The organism is Micromonospora sp. NPDC000668 (assembly GCF_042897975.1).
Taxonomy (GTDB): domain Bacteria; phylum Actinomycetota; class Actinomycetes; order Mycobacteriales; family Micromonosporaceae; genus Micromonospora.
Map to the genome: position 1 here is coordinate 738054 of NZ_JBIAYP010000004.1, position 15597 is coordinate 753650.

13 protein-coding genes are annotated in these 15597 nt (G+C 72.5%); 5 read left to right on the plus strand and 8 right to left on the minus strand.

Annotation, left to right across the window (positions count from 1 at the left end):
• Positions 1–24 precede the first annotated feature (24 nt).
• From ffh to ftsY, 8 genes are all read right to left on the minus strand, one after another.
• Positions 25–1581, minus strand: a complete 1557-nt coding sequence (ffh, locus tag ACFY29_RS24185) for a signal recognition particle protein (protein ID WP_386989796.1) — start codon at positions 1579–1581, stop codon at positions 25–27.
• A 153-nt stretch (positions 1582–1734) separates the two neighbouring features.
• Positions 1735–2391, minus strand: a complete 657-nt coding sequence (locus tag ACFY29_RS24190; protein ID WP_386989798.1) for a response regulator — start codon at positions 2389–2391, stop codon at positions 1735–1737.
• On the minus strand, positions 2388–3551 hold the full coding sequence (locus ACFY29_RS24195; protein ID WP_386989800.1) for a sensor histidine kinase: 1164 nt from the start codon (positions 3549–3551) through the stop codon (positions 2388–2390). The genes ACFY29_RS24190 and ACFY29_RS24195 overlap by 4 nt, the downstream gene beginning before the upstream one ends.
• A gap of 484 nt (positions 3552–4035) precedes the next feature.
• A complete protein-coding gene (locus ACFY29_RS24200) occupies positions 4036–6366 on the minus strand; it encodes a [protein-PII] uridylyltransferase (RefSeq protein ID WP_386989802.1) in 2331 nt (776 codons plus the stop codon).
• 17 nt (positions 6367–6383) lie between these two features.
• Positions 6384–6722 (minus strand): P-II family nitrogen regulator, encoded by a 339-nt coding sequence (locus tag ACFY29_RS24205; RefSeq protein ID WP_007456507.1) that lies wholly within the window; start codon positions 6720–6722, stop codon positions 6384–6386.
• A 25-nt stretch (positions 6723–6747) separates the two neighbouring features.
• On the minus strand, positions 6748–8160 hold the full coding sequence (locus tag ACFY29_RS24210; RefSeq protein WP_328424506.1) for an ammonium transporter: 1413 nt from the start codon (positions 8158–8160) through the stop codon (positions 6748–6750).
• 275 nt (positions 8161–8435) lie between these two features.
• Complete coding sequence (locus ACFY29_RS24215; RefSeq protein WP_328424504.1) at positions 8436–9299, minus strand: aminoglycoside phosphotransferase family protein; 864 nt, start codon at positions 9297–9299, stop codon at positions 8436–8438.
• Positions 9300–9305: 6 nt separating this feature from the next.
• A complete protein-coding gene (ftsY, locus tag ACFY29_RS24220) occupies positions 9306–10493 on the minus strand; it encodes a signal recognition particle-docking protein FtsY (protein ID WP_328424502.1) in 1188 nt (395 codons plus the stop codon).
• An 83-nt stretch (positions 10494–10576) separates the two neighbouring features.
• On the opposite strand from ftsY, the gene ACFY29_RS24225 reads away from it, so the two are divergent.
• The 5 genes from ACFY29_RS24225 to ACFY29_RS24245 all read left to right on the plus strand — a co-directional run bounded on the left by ACFY29_RS24225 (position 10577) and on the right by ACFY29_RS24245 (position 15594).
• Positions 10577–12289, plus strand: coding sequence for an alkaline phosphatase D family protein (locus tag ACFY29_RS24225; protein WP_386989805.1), 1713 nt, complete (start codon positions 10577–10579; stop codon positions 12287–12289).
• Between the two features lie 26 nt (positions 12290–12315).
• Positions 12316–12756 carry a MarR family transcriptional regulator gene (locus ACFY29_RS24230; protein ID WP_355606004.1) on the plus strand — a complete coding sequence of 147 codons (441 nt, stop codon included), beginning with the start codon at positions 12316–12318 and terminating at the stop codon, positions 12754–12756.
• 146 nt (positions 12757–12902) lie between these two features.
• Positions 12903–14522 carry an MDR family MFS transporter gene (locus tag ACFY29_RS24235; protein ID WP_386989807.1) on the plus strand — a complete coding sequence of 540 codons (1620 nt, stop codon included), beginning with the start codon at positions 12903–12905 and terminating at the stop codon, positions 14520–14522.
• 11 nt (positions 14523–14533) lie between these two features.
• Complete coding sequence (locus ACFY29_RS24240) at positions 14534–15028, plus strand: universal stress protein (RefSeq protein ID WP_328424496.1); 495 nt, start codon at positions 14534–14536, stop codon at positions 15026–15028.
• Positions 15029–15072: 44 nt separating this feature from the next.
• Positions 15073–15594, plus strand: a complete 522-nt coding sequence (locus tag ACFY29_RS24245; RefSeq protein ID WP_328424495.1) for a DinB family protein — start codon at positions 15073–15075, stop codon at positions 15592–15594.
• The last annotated feature ends 3 nt before the right edge of the window (positions 15595–15597 follow it).

A 15597-nucleotide genomic window follows, 5' to 3' on the forward strand; every position in this document is an offset into this window, starting at 1 on the left:
TCGCCCGCCCTCACCGACACCCGTTCACCGGGGACGGTTGTCGCCCTTGCCGAGCTTGTTGAAGTCGATCTTCGGGAGCTTGAAGCCGGGTGGCAGGCCCTGACCGCCGGCCAGGTCGTTCGGGTCCATCCCCGGCGGGAGCTGCGGCATGCCACCCGGGAAGCCGCCCGGCATCCCCGCGCCCGCCCCGGTACGCGGCCGACCGCCACCCTTGGTGCCCTTGCGCTTGTTCTTGGGCGACTTGGTCGCCTTGCGCCGGCCGCCGCCGGGCAGGCCCATCATGCCGCCCATCTGCTTCATCATCTTCTGCGCGTCGGCGAAGCGGTTGAGCAGCTGGTTGACGTCCATCACGGTGACCCCGGAGCCGTTGGCGATGCGCGCGCGGCGGGAGCCGTTGATGATCTTCGGGGTGGTGCGCTCGGCGGGGGTCATCGATCGGATGATCGCGGTGACCCGGTCGAAGTGGGTGTCGTCCAGATCCGCGAGCTGGTCCTTCATCTGCCCCATGCCCGGCATCATGGCCAGCACGTTGGCGATCGGCCCCATCCGCCGTACCGCGATGAGCTGGTCGAGGAAGTCCTCCAGGGTGAACTGCTCGCCGCCCATCAGCTTGGCGGTCATCTTCTCCTTCTGATCGGAGTCGAAGGCCTGCTCGGCCTGCTCGATCAGAGTGAGGACGTCGCCCATGCCGAGGATCCGGCTGGCCATCCGGTCGGGGTGGAAGACGTCGAAGTCCTCCAGCTTCTCGCCGGTGGAGGCGAACAGGATCGGCTGCCCGGTCACCTCGCGCACCGACAGCGCGGCACCGCCGCGGGCGTCGCCGTCGAGCTTGGAGAGCACCACGCCGGTGATGCCGACGCCGTCGCGGAACGCCTCTGCGGTACGGACGGCGTCCTGACCGACCATCGCGTCGATGACGAAGATGACCTCGTCCGGGTTGACGGCGTCGCGGATGTCGGCGGCCTGCTGCATCATCTCGGTGTCGATGCCGAGCCGGCCGGCGGTGTCGACGATGACGATGTCCCGGGCGGCCCGCTTGGCGTGCTCGATCGAGTCGCGCGCGACCTGCACCGGGTTGCCGACGCCGTTGCCGGGCTCCGGGGCGTACACCTCGACGCCGGCGCGGCCACCGAGCACCTGGAGCTGCCCGACGGCGTTGGGGCGCTGGAGGTCGGCGGCGACCAGCAGCGGCTGGTGCCCCTGGCCCTTGAGCCAGCGGGCCAGCTTGCCGGCCAGGGTGGTCTTACCGGAGCCCTGGAGGCCGGCCAGCATGATCACCGTCGGCGGCTGCTTGGCGAACTGGAGCCGCCGGCCCTCGCCGCCGAGCACGTTGATCAGCTCTTCGTTGACGATCTTGATGATCTGCTGGGCCGGGTTCAGCGCCTGGGAGACCTCTGAGCTGCGCGCCCGCTCCTTGACGTTCGCGATGAAGCCCTTGACTACCGGCAGCGCGACGTCCGCCTCCAGCAGCGCGAGACGGATCTCGCGCGCGGTGGCGTCGATGTCGGCATCGGTGAGCCGGCCCTTGCCGCGGAGCTTGGTGAAGATCCCGGACAGGCGGTCACTCAAGGTGTCAAACACGCGAACATCCCGTTTGTCAGTGTTCCGGCGGGCACAACGCGGCCGGCAGTGCGGAGTCCGGCCACCGCAAGGGTAACCGGCCGGCCGCACGGCCGCTGTCGGCCGGCCCGGCCCCGCGTCCCGGCCGCGCCCCGCGCCGGGCCGCCGGCGCCGTCAACCGGACACCAAACCCGACTGGTACGCGAAGACGACGAGCTGGGCCCGGTCCCGGGCTCCCAGCTTGCCCATCGCCCGGCTGACGTGGGTCCGCGCGGTCGCCGGGCTGACCACCAGCCGGGCGGCAATCTCCTCGTTGTTCAGCCCTTCACCGACCAACCCGACCACCTGGCGCTCCCGGTCGGTCAGCGCGTCCAGTCGGGGGTGCGGACGGGCGACCCGGGACGGCCGGGTGGCGAACTCCCGCACCACCCGACGGGTGACCGAGGGCGACAGCAGCGCCTCCCCCTCGGCGACCAGCCGGATCGCCCGCAGCAGCTCGGCCGGTCGGGTGTCCTTGGTGAGGAACCCGCTCGCACCGTGCCGCAGCGCGTCGAAGACGTATTCGTCCAGCTCGAAGGTGGTGAGCACCACCACCCGCGTACCGACCAGGTCGGGATCGGCGACGATCCGCCGGGTCGCCTCGATCCCGTCGATGCCGGGCATCCGGATGTCCATCAGCACCACGTCCGGCCGTTCCTGGCGGGCCAACTCCACCGCGCGCAGCCCGTCGGCCGCCTCGCCGGCCAGTGCCAGGTCGTCCTCGCTCTCGACCAGCGCGCGCAGCCCGATCCGGACCAGGTCCTGGTCGTCGGCGATCAGCACCCGGATCACGGGGACGGCTCCACCGGCAGCCGGGCGTGCACCCGGAACCCGCCGTCGGGGCGCGGCCCGATGGCCAGCCGCCCGCCCAGCGCGTCGACCCGCTCGCGCATCCCGGCCAGACCGTGCCCGCCGCTCTCGTCGCCGGCATTCTCGAGCCCGGCGCGGGCAGCGCCCGTGCCCCGGTCGGTGACCTCGACGGTCACCTCGTCGGAGCGGTAGCCGACGGTCACCTCCGCGCTGGCCACCCCGGCGTGCCGCAGCACGTTGGTCAAGGCCTCCTGCACCACCCGGTACGCGGCCAGATCCACCGCCGCGGGCAGCTCCCGGGGATCACCGACCAGCCGCACCTCGACGGCGAGCCCGGCCCCGGCGAGCCGGTCACGCAGCGCCGGGAGCCGGGCCAGGCCGGGTACCGGCCCACGCTCCGCTCCCCGCCGTACCGCGCCCAGGGTGACCCGCAGCTCGTCCAGGGCCTCCCGGCTGGTCCGGCTGATCGCGGTGAGCGCGGTCTCCGCCTGCTCGGGCCGTTTCGGCAGCAGATGCAGGGCGATCTCCGCCTGCATGCTGATCGCGGCCAGCCCGTGTCCCACCACGTCGTGCACCTCCTGCGCGATGCGCAGCCGCTCCTCATCAGCCTGGCGGCGGGCCTGCTCGGCACGGGTGCGGGCCTGCTCGGCGCGGCTGCGTTCGGCCGCCTCGCGGTTGACCCGCACCACCACTCCCACCGCGAACGGTACGACCGCCCAGGCCGACGCGGGCAGCACTCCGGCCCAGCCGGGCGCCGGGCCCCGGGACCAGAAGACGTGGGTCAGCAGCAGCACGAACGCGCCACCGATGGCGAGCGACGCCGGGCGCACCGGCAGCCGCACCGCCACGGTGTACACCGCGACCACGAAGGTGAGCAGGACCGGCCCGTACGGGTACCCGAGCACCAGGTACGTCGCGGTGGCCACGGTAACCACGGCGAGGGTCGCGATCGGAGCACGCCGCCGGGCCAGCAGGGCCAACGCGGCGAGCGCGATCAGCACCCGGCAGGTGGCGTCCACCGGTCTCGACCCCGGCTGGTTGTCCCCGGCCAGGCCAGTGGCGAGCAGCCCGAATCCGAGCAGCACCAGGGCGAGCACGGCATCGGGAGCCGCCCGCCTCGCCCACTGCCCACTCCGCCGCATGGCCGTCATTCTGCCGGCGTCGACGCCAGTCGGCGTGCGTCCACGGGCGGCACCGCCACTACGCCCCCGGACGTACCCGCCGCCCCAGCGCCACCACGCCTCCCTGTTTGCCCCGCCCGCCCCACCGACCGCGCACCCCCGGCTGCGCCACCCCCGGCAGCGCACCCCAGGCGACACACCCGGGGCGGCGAGAGCGGGCGGAAGGCTCGGTCGCACCGGGTCGGTGGCGGACACCCTAAAGAGCGTGATGACCCTGGGGCATAAATATGACTCTGAGGTATCACGCTCGTGTGAGTGACCGGCTGGACGAGGGTCCGGCGGCCGAGCATCCAGGGGGCACCGCGCGCGGCAGCCGGACAGCGACTACCCCCGGGGCGTCTGCAGCACGCACGAGATCCGAGGGCAGCGCGGCGGCCAGGCAAACGCCGCGCAGGGCCGGGAAGCGCCGCGCAGGGCCGGGTGGCAGGCCGGATCCGAGGGTGGTTCAGACGGCGGCCAGGACCGCGGCCTCCAGGCGGGCCCGGGTGGCGTCGTCCGGCCAGCCGCCCACCAGGTAGAAGGCGTCGACCACGTCGGCTCCGAGGGTGGAGATGCGGGCCGCGCGGACCAGGGCGCCTGCCTCGTCGAGCGCGCAGGTGACCCGGTAGAGCAGCCCGGCGGCGTCCGCGGCGCGCAGCTCCAGCAGCACGGCGTCGGTGGCCGCCTCCCGGTGCCAGACCACCCGGGGGGCCGCGCCGCCGCTCCGGGCGGCGAGCGCACGGCCGCGCAGTCGCTGGGTGACCGACACATCGCCGGCGACCGCTCTGCTCAGGTCGGCGCGGAGCGAAACCGGGTCCGGCGGCAGCCCGTAGCGGGGCTGCACCCGGCATTCGACCAGGGCGCGCCCGTCAACCGCGGAGGCGTCCGCGGAGATCACTTCCAGCCGGTGCAGGGCCAGGCAGCCGGCCACCGTGGCGAGCAGGCCCCGACGGTCCGCGGCGGCCACCGCCACCCGGTCCCCGGTCAGGTGGACGACCGGCAGTGGCCCGGCCAGCAGCGCCGGGTCGGGGGCCGGCGGTTCGGGCAGCACGCCGGTGTCCAGCGCGGTGCGGACCCGGGCGACCAGCTCTGCGACCAGTCGACCCTTCCAGTCCGACCAGGCTGCCGGCCCGGTGGCCGCCGCATCCGCGCGGACCAGCGCGTGCAGCAGGTCGAGGGTGCCGGTGTCGCCGACCGCCTCGGCCACCGAGGCGATGGTGACCGGGTCGGCCAGGTCCCGGCGGGTGGCCACGTCGGGCAGCAGCAGGTGCAGCCGGACCAGCTTGCCGATCAGCTCGGCCTCGGCGGTGGGCAGACCGATCCGGGTCGCCACCGCCTCGGCCAGCGGCACGCCGACCTTGCTGTGGTCACCGGGCAACCCCTTGCCGATGTCGTGCAGCAGTGCGCCCAGCAGCAGCAGGTCCGGCCGGTCCACCTCGCGGGCGTGTCGGCTGGCCTCGTGGGCGGTCTGCACCAGGTGCCGGTCGAGGGTGTACCGGTGCACCGGGTTGTGCTGGGGCAGGCTGCGCAGCCGGGTCCACTCGGGCAGCCAGCCGTCGACCAGCCCGTACCGGTCGCAGGTCTCCCAGGCCGGCACCAGGCCGGACCCGGCGCCGAGGAGGGTGGTCAGCGCGGCCCGGGCCTCGGCCGGCCAGGGCGCGGGCAACGGCGGGCAGTATGCCGCCAACCACTCGCAGGTGGCACGGGCGATCGGCAGTCCGGTGGCCGCCGCGGCGGCGGCCACGCGCAGCGACAGGCTCGGGTCGGGGCGTGCGCCGATCGCCGTGCGGGCGAGGACCAGCTCGCCGTCGTGCTCGACCACGTCCCGGGCCACCGGGCGGCGGGCGGGCCGGGTGTTCCCGCCCCGGGAACGGCCCGAGCGCAGCCGGTCGGCGGCCCGGAAGGCGTCGTCCAGGGCGTGGCTGACCGTGCGCGCGTCGCCGGCGACCCGACGCAGGAGGGTGTCACCGTCCTCGACGACGGCTCCAGGTCGCCGCGCGGGGTCAGACCCGCCCAGCTGGAGTTGTCGGAGGCCGAGTAGCGCGGCCACCCCGTCCCGTTCCTGGGCCACCAGCCGGTCGACCCGGCGGCCGACCTGCTGGTGCAGGGCGTCCCGGGTGTCCAGCAGGCGCAGGTGGGCGGCGCGCACGGCGGGGCGCAGCGCGTCGGTGATCCCGGCGGCGGAGATCGCCCGCAGCAGCCCCACGTCGCGCAGCCCGCCAGCGGCCTCCTTGAGGTCGCCCTCCAGCAGGAAGGCCAGCTCACCGTGGGCCTGCCAGCGGGCGGCGGTGATCTCCCGCAGCCCGGGCATCTGGCGGACGGCGGTCCGCCGCCAGTGGTCGGCGGCGGTGCGGATCAGTGCGTCGGCCAGCGACCGGTCACCGGCCACCAGCCGGGCGTCGAGCAGCCCGAGGGCGACCTTGACGTCGTCCTGGGCCACCGAGAGCGCCTCGGCAACGGTACGCACCGAGTGGTCCAGCCGCAGGCCGGCGTCCCAGATCGGGTACCAGACCGAGGCGGCCAGCTCGTCCGTGCCGGGCACCCCGGCGTGCAGCAGCACCAGGTCGAGATCGCCGTACGGGGCGCACTGCCGCCGGCCCAGCCCGCCGACGGCGACCAGCGCCACCCCGTCGCCCTCGGGCAGCAACCCCCGCAGGAACCTGTCGTACGCCGCGGCACGGGCCAGCCGGGCCGGCTCGCCGATCCCCCCGGGTACGCCGACGACCTCGTTGATCAAGAGGTCCGCGTCGCCGTCACCGGCGTGCCCTGACGCGTTCCCCTTGATCAACGAGGTCATGTCGGTCGTGGTCCGGGTCAGAGTGCGTCGAGGCCGCGCTCGCCGGTACGCACCCGGACGACCTCCTCGACACCGGTGACCCAGACCTTGCCGTCGCCGATCTTGCCCGTGCGGGCAGCCCCGACGATGGCGTCCACGATTTTTTCCACGTCGATCTCGTCGGTGAGCACCTCTACCCGGATCTTGGGCAGGAACTCGACTGTGTACTCGGCACCCCGGTAGACCTCGGTGTGCCCCTTCTGCCGCCCGTATCCCTGCACCTCGCTGACGGTCAGCCCGGCCACCCCGAGGGCGTGCAGAGCCTCCTTCACCGCGTCCAGTTGGTACGGCTTGATGACTGCGGTCACCAGCTTCATGTCCAACCCCTCCATCCCAGGAACGTTAACCGGCGACCTTCGCGCTGACCGGCTCGGCGGAGTCCGCCTCCGGCTTGGCACCGCTCGCCGCGCCGCCACCGGGGGTGCCGATGCCGGCCATCGCGAACGCGCTGCCCGTGCCGCCGCCGGCCGGGGACAGGTCGTAGCTGCTCTCGGCGTGCTCGGCGATGTCGATGCCATCGACCTCAGCCTCGCCCTTGACGCGGAAGCCGATCGTCTTCTCGATGACGAAGGCGAGCACCCAGGCGATGCCGAACGACCAGACGGAGACGATCAGGCCGGCGAGCGCCTGCCGACCCAACTGGGTCGCGCCGCCGCCGTAGAAGAGGCCGTCCGAGGCACCCACCACGTCGCTGATCGCGGCGTTGACCGAGTTGGTGGCGAAGAGACCGAGCCAGAGCGACCCGATCCAACCGCCGACGAAGTGCACGCCGACCACGTCGAGAGAGTCGTCGTAGCCGAGCTTGTACTTGAGGCTGACGGCGAGCGCACACACGGCTCCGGCGACGATGCCGAGCAGGACGGCGGCCCAGGGTGCGATGAAACCACAGGCCGGGGTGATGGCGACCAGGCCGGCCACGGCACCGGACGAGGCGCCGACCATGGTCGGCTTCCGGTCCTTGATCCACTCGACCGCGATCCAGCCGAGCACCGCCGCCGCCGTGGCGAGCTGGGTGTTGATGAAGGCGAGCCCGGCGACCGAGTCGACGGTCAGCTCCGAACCGGCGTTGAACCCGAACCACCCGAACCACAGCAGGCCCGCACCGAGCGCGACCAGCGGGATGTTGTGCGGCTTCATGCCCTCGCGCGGCCAACCGAGCCGCTTACCAAGCACCAGCGCCACAGCCAGCGCGGCCGCACCGGCGTTGATGTGCACCGCGGTGCCACCGGCGAAGTCCAACGCGTGGATGTCACCGCCGATGATCCCGCCGCCCCACACCCAGTGGGCGACCGGGAAGTAGACCAGGGTGGCCCAGCCGAAGGCGAACAGCAGCCAGCCGGCGAACTTGGCCCGGTCGGCGATGGCACCGCTGATCAGCGCGACGGTGATCACCGCGAAGACCATCTGGAAGGCCATGAACACGTAGAGCGGTACCCCGATGCCGCTGGGGTTCTCCGCCGTCGCGCCCCACAGGTCGGTCTCGGCGAGGAAGGTCTTGGTGCCGAGGTACGCGCCCGGGTCGCCCCAGAATCCGTTCACGTCGGTCCCGAAGGCGACGCTGAAGCCGTAGAACCACCACAGAATTGAGATGAGCCCAATGGCGGAGAAGCTCATCATCATCATGTTGAGTACGCCCTTGGCCCGGTTGAGGCCGCCGTAGAACAGCGCCAGTCCCGGGGTCATGAGCAGCACGAGCGCGGTCGAAACCAGCAGCCAAACGGTATTGGCGCCGTCGATCGTCGGTGCTTCAGGCACGCTGGCCTCCTAAAGGTGAAGTCCTCCTTCGCGGCTTTCCGGGGCAGCGTCGCCCGTAGGCCGGTTGCGCGGAAGCTTCGCGGCCGGCTGTTTCACCCAGGGTCTCGTGCCGGTTTCCGTTTCGTGACGGGTTGTTTCGTACGTGTCACGAAGTCCGCACAGCCAGCGGCATGGACGGTGGTGGATCGTCCAGACGACGTACGCCGATGGCTGGCCGGCCAGGCACATCGACCGACGCGCTCACCGAGGCCGGCCGGGCATCGACCGGCCAGCGCTCAGCGGAGGGCGTTCTCCAGCGCGTGCCGCTCGTAGTCGAGCAGCCGCAGGTCGCGCATCGGCCGGCGCAGGTGCCCCTTGTGCACGATCCGGACGAAGGCCGGCTCACCCGCGGCGGCCATCCGGCGGATCCCCTCGACGTGGTCCACGATCCGCTTGCGAATGGTCCGGATGAGCCGGTGCCGGTCCCGGGGGATCAGCCCGTATGCGTCAGCGAAGAGCCGCAGCCGGCGCGGCCGGTCCGGACGCTTCCAGCCCAGCGTGATCGAGTCCCGGTCGGCGAAGATCGGCACCCAGGTCCAGGCGGCGTACGCCACGTCGTAGATCCGGGAACCCGGCGAGGCGAGATCGAAGTCGATCAGCCCGAGCGTGCCGTCCGGCCGCCAGATCACATTGTGCGGCGCGGCGTCGTGGTGGCAGATCACCTCGGTGTCCGGTGGCGGCGGCCCGAACGAGCGCCAGACCGCCCCCTGCGGCGGGGTGAAGCCGTACTGCGCGTCGTGGAACATCCGCAGCATGGTGGCGACGGTGACCAGCGCCTCGTCGGTCACCCAGTGCGGGGCGAGCGGGTACTCCCCGCACTCCCCCTCCAGGTACGACAGCACCTCGCGGTTGCGCTCGTCCATGCCGAGCGCTCGGGGGGCGCCGGTGAACCCGACGTACTCCAGGTGCCGCAGCAGGGCGTGCACGGACGGGGTCCACGGCCCGGCGTTGCGGCGGACCGTGTCTCCGACCCGGACCACGGTGCTCACGTTGCCGCCGTGCAGCGGGATCTCCTGCGAAGTCACGTACGGTCTCCCGAGGCGCTGCGAGGGGTGGCCGGGGTCGCGCCAGCCCGCGTACGCGCGATCGTCGGTGGTCACCCGAGACTACGCGTCCCGTCCGGCGGCCTCGGTCCCCAGCAACGCGTCCACGAACTGCGCCGGGTCGAACGGGGCCAGATCGTCCTTGCCCTCACCGAGGCCGACGAGCTTCACCGGGATGCCGAGCTTGCGCTGCACGGCGATCACGATGCCGCCCTTCGCGGTGCCGTCGAGCTTGGTCAGCACCACGCCGGTCACGTTGACCACCTCGGTGAAGACCCGTGCCTGTTCCAGGCCGTTCTGCCCTGTTGTGGCGTCCAGGATGAGCAGTGTCTCGTCGATCGGCCCCTGCTTCTCCACGACCCGCTTGACCTTGCCCAGCTCGTCCATCAGGCCGATCTTGTTCTGCAGGCGACCGGCGGTGTCGATGAGCACGGTGTCCACGCCGGTGTCGATGCCGCGCTTGACCGCGTCGAAGGCGACGCTGGCCGGGTCGGCGCGCTCCGGGCCGCGGACGGTCTCCGCACCGACCCGCGACCCCCAGGTCTCCAGCTGGTCGGCGGCGGCGGCCCGGAAGGTGTCGGCCGCGCCGAGCAGCACGCTGCGGCCGTCGGCCACCAGCACCCGGGCGATCTTGCCGCAGGTGGTGGTCTTGCCGGCGCCGTTGACGCCGACGACCAGCAGCACCGCCGGCACGCCGTCCTTCGGCGCGGTCCGCAGGGACCGGTCCAGGCTCGGGTCCAGCGCGTTGACCAGTTCGGCGGCGAGCAGCGCGCGCAGTTCGGAGGCCGAGCGGGTGCCGAGCACCCTGGTCCGCTCGCGCAGCCGGTCGACGATGTCGCGGGTGGCGTCGACGCCGACGTCGGCGGTGATGAGGCTGTCCTCGATCTCCTCCCAGACGTCCTCGTCGAGGTGGTCGCGGGCGAGCAGACCGAGCAGGCCCTTGCCGAAGACGTTCTGTGAGCGGGACAGCCGGGACCGGAGCCGGACCAGCCGCCCGGCGGTCGGCTCGGGCACCTCCACGGCCGGCGCGGGCGCCTCGATGACCGGCGGCTCGACGAGGACACCGGTGGACAGATCGGACTCCGGTGCCTCGACCGGCGGGCCCGCGAGATCCTCTTCGGCCCGGGTGTCGACCTCGGTGCGCGGTAGCGGAGGCTGTGGCCGCCGCCGCAGTCGCGGCACCACCAGCCCGACTGTGCCGACGATCAGCACACCGAGCAGGACCAGAACGAGGACGAGATATTCGGCCATGCCGGAATCCTGTCAGATGCCGGCGATGGCGTCCCAGCCACCGCACCCGACCGGTGCCAGGAACCGGCGGTAGGCTCGGCCGCATGCCCGCCCCACACCTGCTCATCGGCCCCCTCCTGCGGCGAGTGGTGGACACCCGGGCGACCATCTGGGTGGAGACGGCGGCGCCCGCCGTGGTCACCGTCCGCACCGCGTCCGGCGCCGGCGGCACCACACCCACCTTCTCTGCGTACGACCACCACTACGCGCTCGTGGTGGTGGAGGGGCTCACCCCGGACAGCGCGACGACCTACGAGGTGCTGGTCGACGACGAGGTTGTCTGGCCGGTGCCGAGCAGTGGCTTCCCGCCGAGCGTGATCCGCACCCGGGCCGCCGACGACCGGGACCAGCCGGTCAGCCTGATCTTCGGCTCATGCCGGGAGACCACCCAGCACGCCACCACCCGCAAGCTCCCGCCGGACGCGCTGGACGCGTACGCCCGACGGTTGATGGCCGACCCGGAGTCGGCCGCGCGGCCCGACCTGCTGGTGCTGCTCGGCGACCAGGTCTACGCCGACGTCACCTCGCCGACGGTGCGCCGGCTGCTGCGCCGGCGCCGGCGGCGGCCGAAGGGCGCCCCGGCCGACCAGGTGGTGAGCTTCGACGAGTACACCAAGCTCTACCTGGAGTCCTGGCGGGATCCGGAGATCCGCTGGCTGCTCTCCACCGTGCCGAGCGTGATGATGTTCGACGACCACGAGATCATCGACGACTGGAACACCTCGGCCAGTTGGCGGGCGGAGCTCCGCGAGCAACCGTGGTGGGCCGAGCGGATCGGCAGCGGGCTCGCCTCGTACTGGGTCTACCAGCACCTGGGCAACCTCTCCCCGGACGAGGTCGCCGCCGACCCGGTCTTCGCCAAGGTCGTGGCCGCCGAGGACGCCACCGGCGTGCTGCGGGAGTTCGGGCACCGGGTCGACCAGGAGTCCGACCTGGCGCACGACACCGAGCGCTGGCGCGCGGTGCAGTACCAGTGGAGCTACGCACTGGACCTGGGCCGGACCCGGCTGGTCATGCTGGACAACCGGTGCAGCCGGGTGCTCGACCAGGGCAACCGGGCCATGCTGCCGCCGGGCGAGTGGTCCTGGTTCCTCGACCAGGCGCACGGGGTCTACGACCACCTGGTGGTCGGCGCCTCGCTGCCCTGGCTGCTGCCGCAGGGCATCCACCACGTCGAGGCGTGGAACGAGAAGCTGGCCGACTCGCACCGGCCCTGGGTGGCCCGCGGGGCGGAGAAGCTGCGCCGCGCACTGGACCTGGAGCACTGGGCGGCCTTCCGGCAATCCTTCGAGGCGCTCGCGGAGACCTTCGCCCGGATCGGCACCGGCACGCCAAGCGAGCCCGGCGCGCGGGTCGGCGCAGGGCCGGCGTACGCCCCGCCTGCGTCGATCAGCGTGCTCTCCGGTGACGTGCACCACTCGTACGTGGCGAGGGCCCGGTTCGCCGATCCGACGGTGGTCACCCCGGTGCACCAGCTCACCTGTTCGCCGATCCACAACCAGGTACCGGCCGGCATGCGTCCCGTGATGCGGCTGGGCTGGTCGTCCGGCCCGGCCGGGGCCGCCCGGGCGCTGGCCCGCTCGGCCGGTGTCCGCCGGCCGGGGGTGCGCTGGCGCAAGCTGGCCGGCCCGTACTTCGGCAACGCGGTGGCCACACTGACCCATCAGGGCCGGGGGGCCGACGTGACCATCGAGGGCACCACGAGTGACGGACGACTACGCCCGGTGATGGCCCGCCGACTCTCCCACGACGGCTGATCCGACCCGACCGTAGTCTTGAGCCCGTGGACGAGCACCTGTCGGAGCCGATCCGGGCGGTCGAGCACGAACTGACCGCCCTGCTGCGCCGTGGTCGGGCGGTTTCCTGGGAGATCGGCCGGGAGGTGCACCCGAACCTCGAACCGAACACCTACGGGCTGCTGCTCTGGCTGCGCCGGAGCGGGTCGATCCGGTTGACCGAGTTGGCGGCGCGGCTCGGGGTCGGCAAGGGGACGCTGAGCCGGCAGATCAACGGGTTGGAAGCGCTCGGCCTGGTCCGCCGCGACCCCGATCCGAGCGACCGTCGGGCCGCGCAGATCAGGTTCACCGAGGAGGGCCAGCGCCGGTTCGATGCCGCCCGGTCCGCGCGGGTGGGAGAGTTCCTGCGCACCCTGAACGACTGGCCAGCCCGGGACGTCGAGGAGTTCGCCCGGCTTCTCGGCCGGTTCAACGACACCCGGAAATGACCCCCGCCGACCCGGAATGTTCCTCCCCTCCGACAAGTTGTTGCTTGAGGCAACCAAGAGGCATGGTTGCCTCAGGCAACTCCCAGGCGGCCGCCGCACCGCAGGCCCCCGCCGTTCCACCTCGACTCCACTCGGAGGCAGCAACGATGAGCCAGGCGACAGCGCCCACCCGGGCGACCGGCGTCGACATGACCCACCGGCAGATTCTGGAGGCTCTCTCTGGCCTGCTGCTGGGCATGTTCGTCGCGATCCTCTCCTCCACGGTCGTCTCGAACGCGCTGCCGCGGATCATCACGGAGCTGCACGGCGGTCAGTCCGCGTACACCTGGGTGGTCACCTCGGCCCTGCTCGCGACCACCGCGACCACCCCCATCTGGGGCAAGCTCGCCGACCTCACCAGCAAGAAGCTCCTGGTCCAGCTCTCCCTGGGGATCTACGTGCTGGGTTCGGTGCTGGCCGGCGCCGCGCAGGGCACCGAAGAGCTGATCGCCTGCCGGGTGCTCCAGGGCATCGGCGCCGGCGGCCTCACCGCGCTGGCCCAGGTGATCATGGCGACCATGATCGCGCCGCGCGAGCGCGGCCGCTACAGCGGCTACCTCGGCGCCGTGATGGCCGTCGGCACCATCGGCGGCCCGCTGATCGGCGGCGTGATCGTGGACACCTCCTGGCTCGGCTGGCGCTGGTGCTTCTACGTCGGCGTGCCGTTCGCCATCGCCGCGCTGGTCGTGCTCCAGAAGACCCTGCACCTGCCCGTCGTGAAGCGGAAGGCGCAGATCGACTGGTGGGGCGCCACGCTGATCACCGCGGCCGTCTCGCTGCTGCTGATCTGGGTCTCGCTCGCCGGCAACCAGTTCGCCTGGGCCTCCTGGCAGAGCGTCGCCATGGTGGTCGGAGCCCTGGCGCTCGCCGCGCTGGCGATCCGGGTGGAGACCCGGGCCGCCGAGCCGATGATCCCGCCACGGCTGTTCCGCAACCGCACCATCACCCTGGCCGTCGTCGCCAGCATCGCGGTCGGCGTGGGCATGTTCGGCGCCTCGGTCTTCCTCGGCCAGTACTTCCAGATCAGCCGCGGCCAGAGCCCGACCATGTCCGGCCTGATGACCCTGCCGATGATCCTCGGCCTGCTGGTCTCCTCGACGCTGAGCGGCCGGATCATCACCCGTACCGGCCGCTGGAAGCGGTTCCTGGTGATCGGCACTGCGCTGCTCACCGTCGGCTTCGCGATGATGGGCACGCTCCGGGCCGACACCAGCTTCACCCTGCTCAGCGTCTACATGGCGCTGGTCGGCATCGGCCTGGGCATGACCATGCAGAACCTGGTCCTCGCCGTGCAGAACACCGTCGGCACGCACGAGCTCGGCGCGGCCAGCTCGGTGGTGGCGTTCTTCCGCAGCCTGGGCGGCGCGATCGGCGTCTCCGCGCTCGGCGCGGTGCTCGCCCACAAGGTCACGGGTTACACGTCAGACGGCCTGGCCCGGCTCGGCATCTCCGCGTCCAGCTCGGGCAGCGGTGGTGTCCTGCCCGACGTGCACACTCTGCCCGGCCCGATCCGGGCAGTGGTGGAGAGCGCGTACGGTCACGGCGCCGGCGACATCTTCCTGGCCGCCGCCCCCTTCGCGCTGATCGCGCTGATCGCGGTGAGCTTCATCAAGGAGGTGCCGCTGCGGCAGCACAACAGCTCCCCGGTCGGTGCCGAGATCGAGCAAGAATCAACCATCGCGGCCGGCGCTGGTGCCGCCGTGGTCCGTACCGGCGAGCAGAGGTGAGGTAGCCAGCCATGAGCGTGGGAGCACCGGACCGCGAGGAGTACGGCCCCCGGACCCGCCCGCTGCCGTTCGAACGCGGCACGGACGGGCCCCGGGTGGTCCTGGTCGGCGTGGACGGCACCCGCACCTCCGAGCGGGCCGGCTGGTACGCCGCCGGCCTGGCCCGCCGGCAGGGTGCCGCGTTGGTGGTGGTCTTCGTCAGCTCAGCGAGCGGGTTGACCGCCCTGGTGCCCGGGATGGACGCCGGCGCGGTGCAGCGGACCCACAACGAGCTGGCCGACGAGCTGCGCCGGGAGTGCCGGCGCGGGGCCGAGGAGCTGGGCGTACCGGTGACCTTCCTGTGCCGGCGCGGCGACGCGTACGGCGAGCTGCGGGCGGCGGCCGACGAGTTCCAGGCCGACATGGTGGTGGTGGGCGCCTCCGAGCAGGCCGGTCACCGGCTGGTCGGCTCGGTCGCCACCCGTCTGGTCCGCACCGGGCGCTGGCCCGTCGTCGTGGTGCCCTGACAACCCGTCGCGGACTGTCCGGGACGCCGGGCAGGATACGCGGCATGACCTGGACCGCACCGGAGATCACCCGGACCCCCGAACCGTACGTCGGCGACGAGCGCACGATGCTCGAGGGCTGGCTCGACTACCACCGCCAGACGCTGCTGCTCAAGTGCGCCGGGCTCACCGAGGACCAGTTGCGCACGCCCAGCGTGCCGCCCTCCGGGCTGACCCTGCTCGGCCTGGTCCGGCACCTGGCCGAGGTGGAGGCCTGGTGGTTCCGGGAGAGCTTCGCCGGCCAACCGGTCGACTACCCGTACTTCACCCCGGAGACGCCGGACGCCGATCACGACGTCAGCGCCGCCGACGCCCAGGCAGACTTCGCCATCTTCCACCGCGAGGTGGCGTTGGCCCGGGAGGCCGCCGCCGGGCACTCGCTCGACGAGACCTTCACCGAGGTCGGTGCCAAGAAGCGCGTCTTCAACCTGCGCTGGGTCTACGTGCACATGATCGAGGAGTACGCCCGGCACAACGGCCACGCCGACCTGATCCGGGAACGCATCGACGGCGCCACCGGAGAGTGACCC

Bases quoted from the DNA above. Each gene is read 5' to 3' on its own strand.
- ACFY29_RS24195 (WP_386989800.1), bottom strand. From the start codon at position 3,551: ATGCGGCGGAGTGGGCAGTGGGCGAGGCGGGCGGCTCCCGATGCCGTG.
- ACFY29_RS24200 (WP_386989802.1), bottom strand. From the start codon at position 6,366: ATGACCTCGTTGATCAAGGGGAACGCGTCAGGGCACGCCGGTGACGGC.
- ACFY29_RS24205 (WP_007456507.1), bottom strand. From the start codon at position 6,722: ATGAAGCTGGTGACCGCAGTCATCAAGCCGTACCAACTGGACGCGGTG.
- ftsY (WP_328424502.1), bottom strand. From the start codon at position 10,493: ATGGCCGAATATCTCGTCCTCGTTCTGGTCCTGCTCGGTGTGCTGATC.
- ACFY29_RS24225 (WP_386989805.1), top strand. From the start codon at position 10,577: ATGCCCGCCCCACACCTGCTCATCGGCCCCCTCCTGCGGCGAGTGGTG.
- ACFY29_RS24235 (WP_386989807.1), top strand. From the start codon at position 12,903: ATGAGCCAGGCGACAGCGCCCACCCGGGCGACCGGCGTCGACATGACC.
- ACFY29_RS24240 (WP_328424496.1), top strand. From the start codon at position 14,534: ATGAGCGTGGGAGCACCGGACCGCGAGGAGTACGGCCCCCGGACCCGC.
- ACFY29_RS24245 (WP_328424495.1), top strand. From the start codon at position 15,073: ATGACCTGGACCGCACCGGAGATCACCCGGACCCCCGAACCGTACGTC.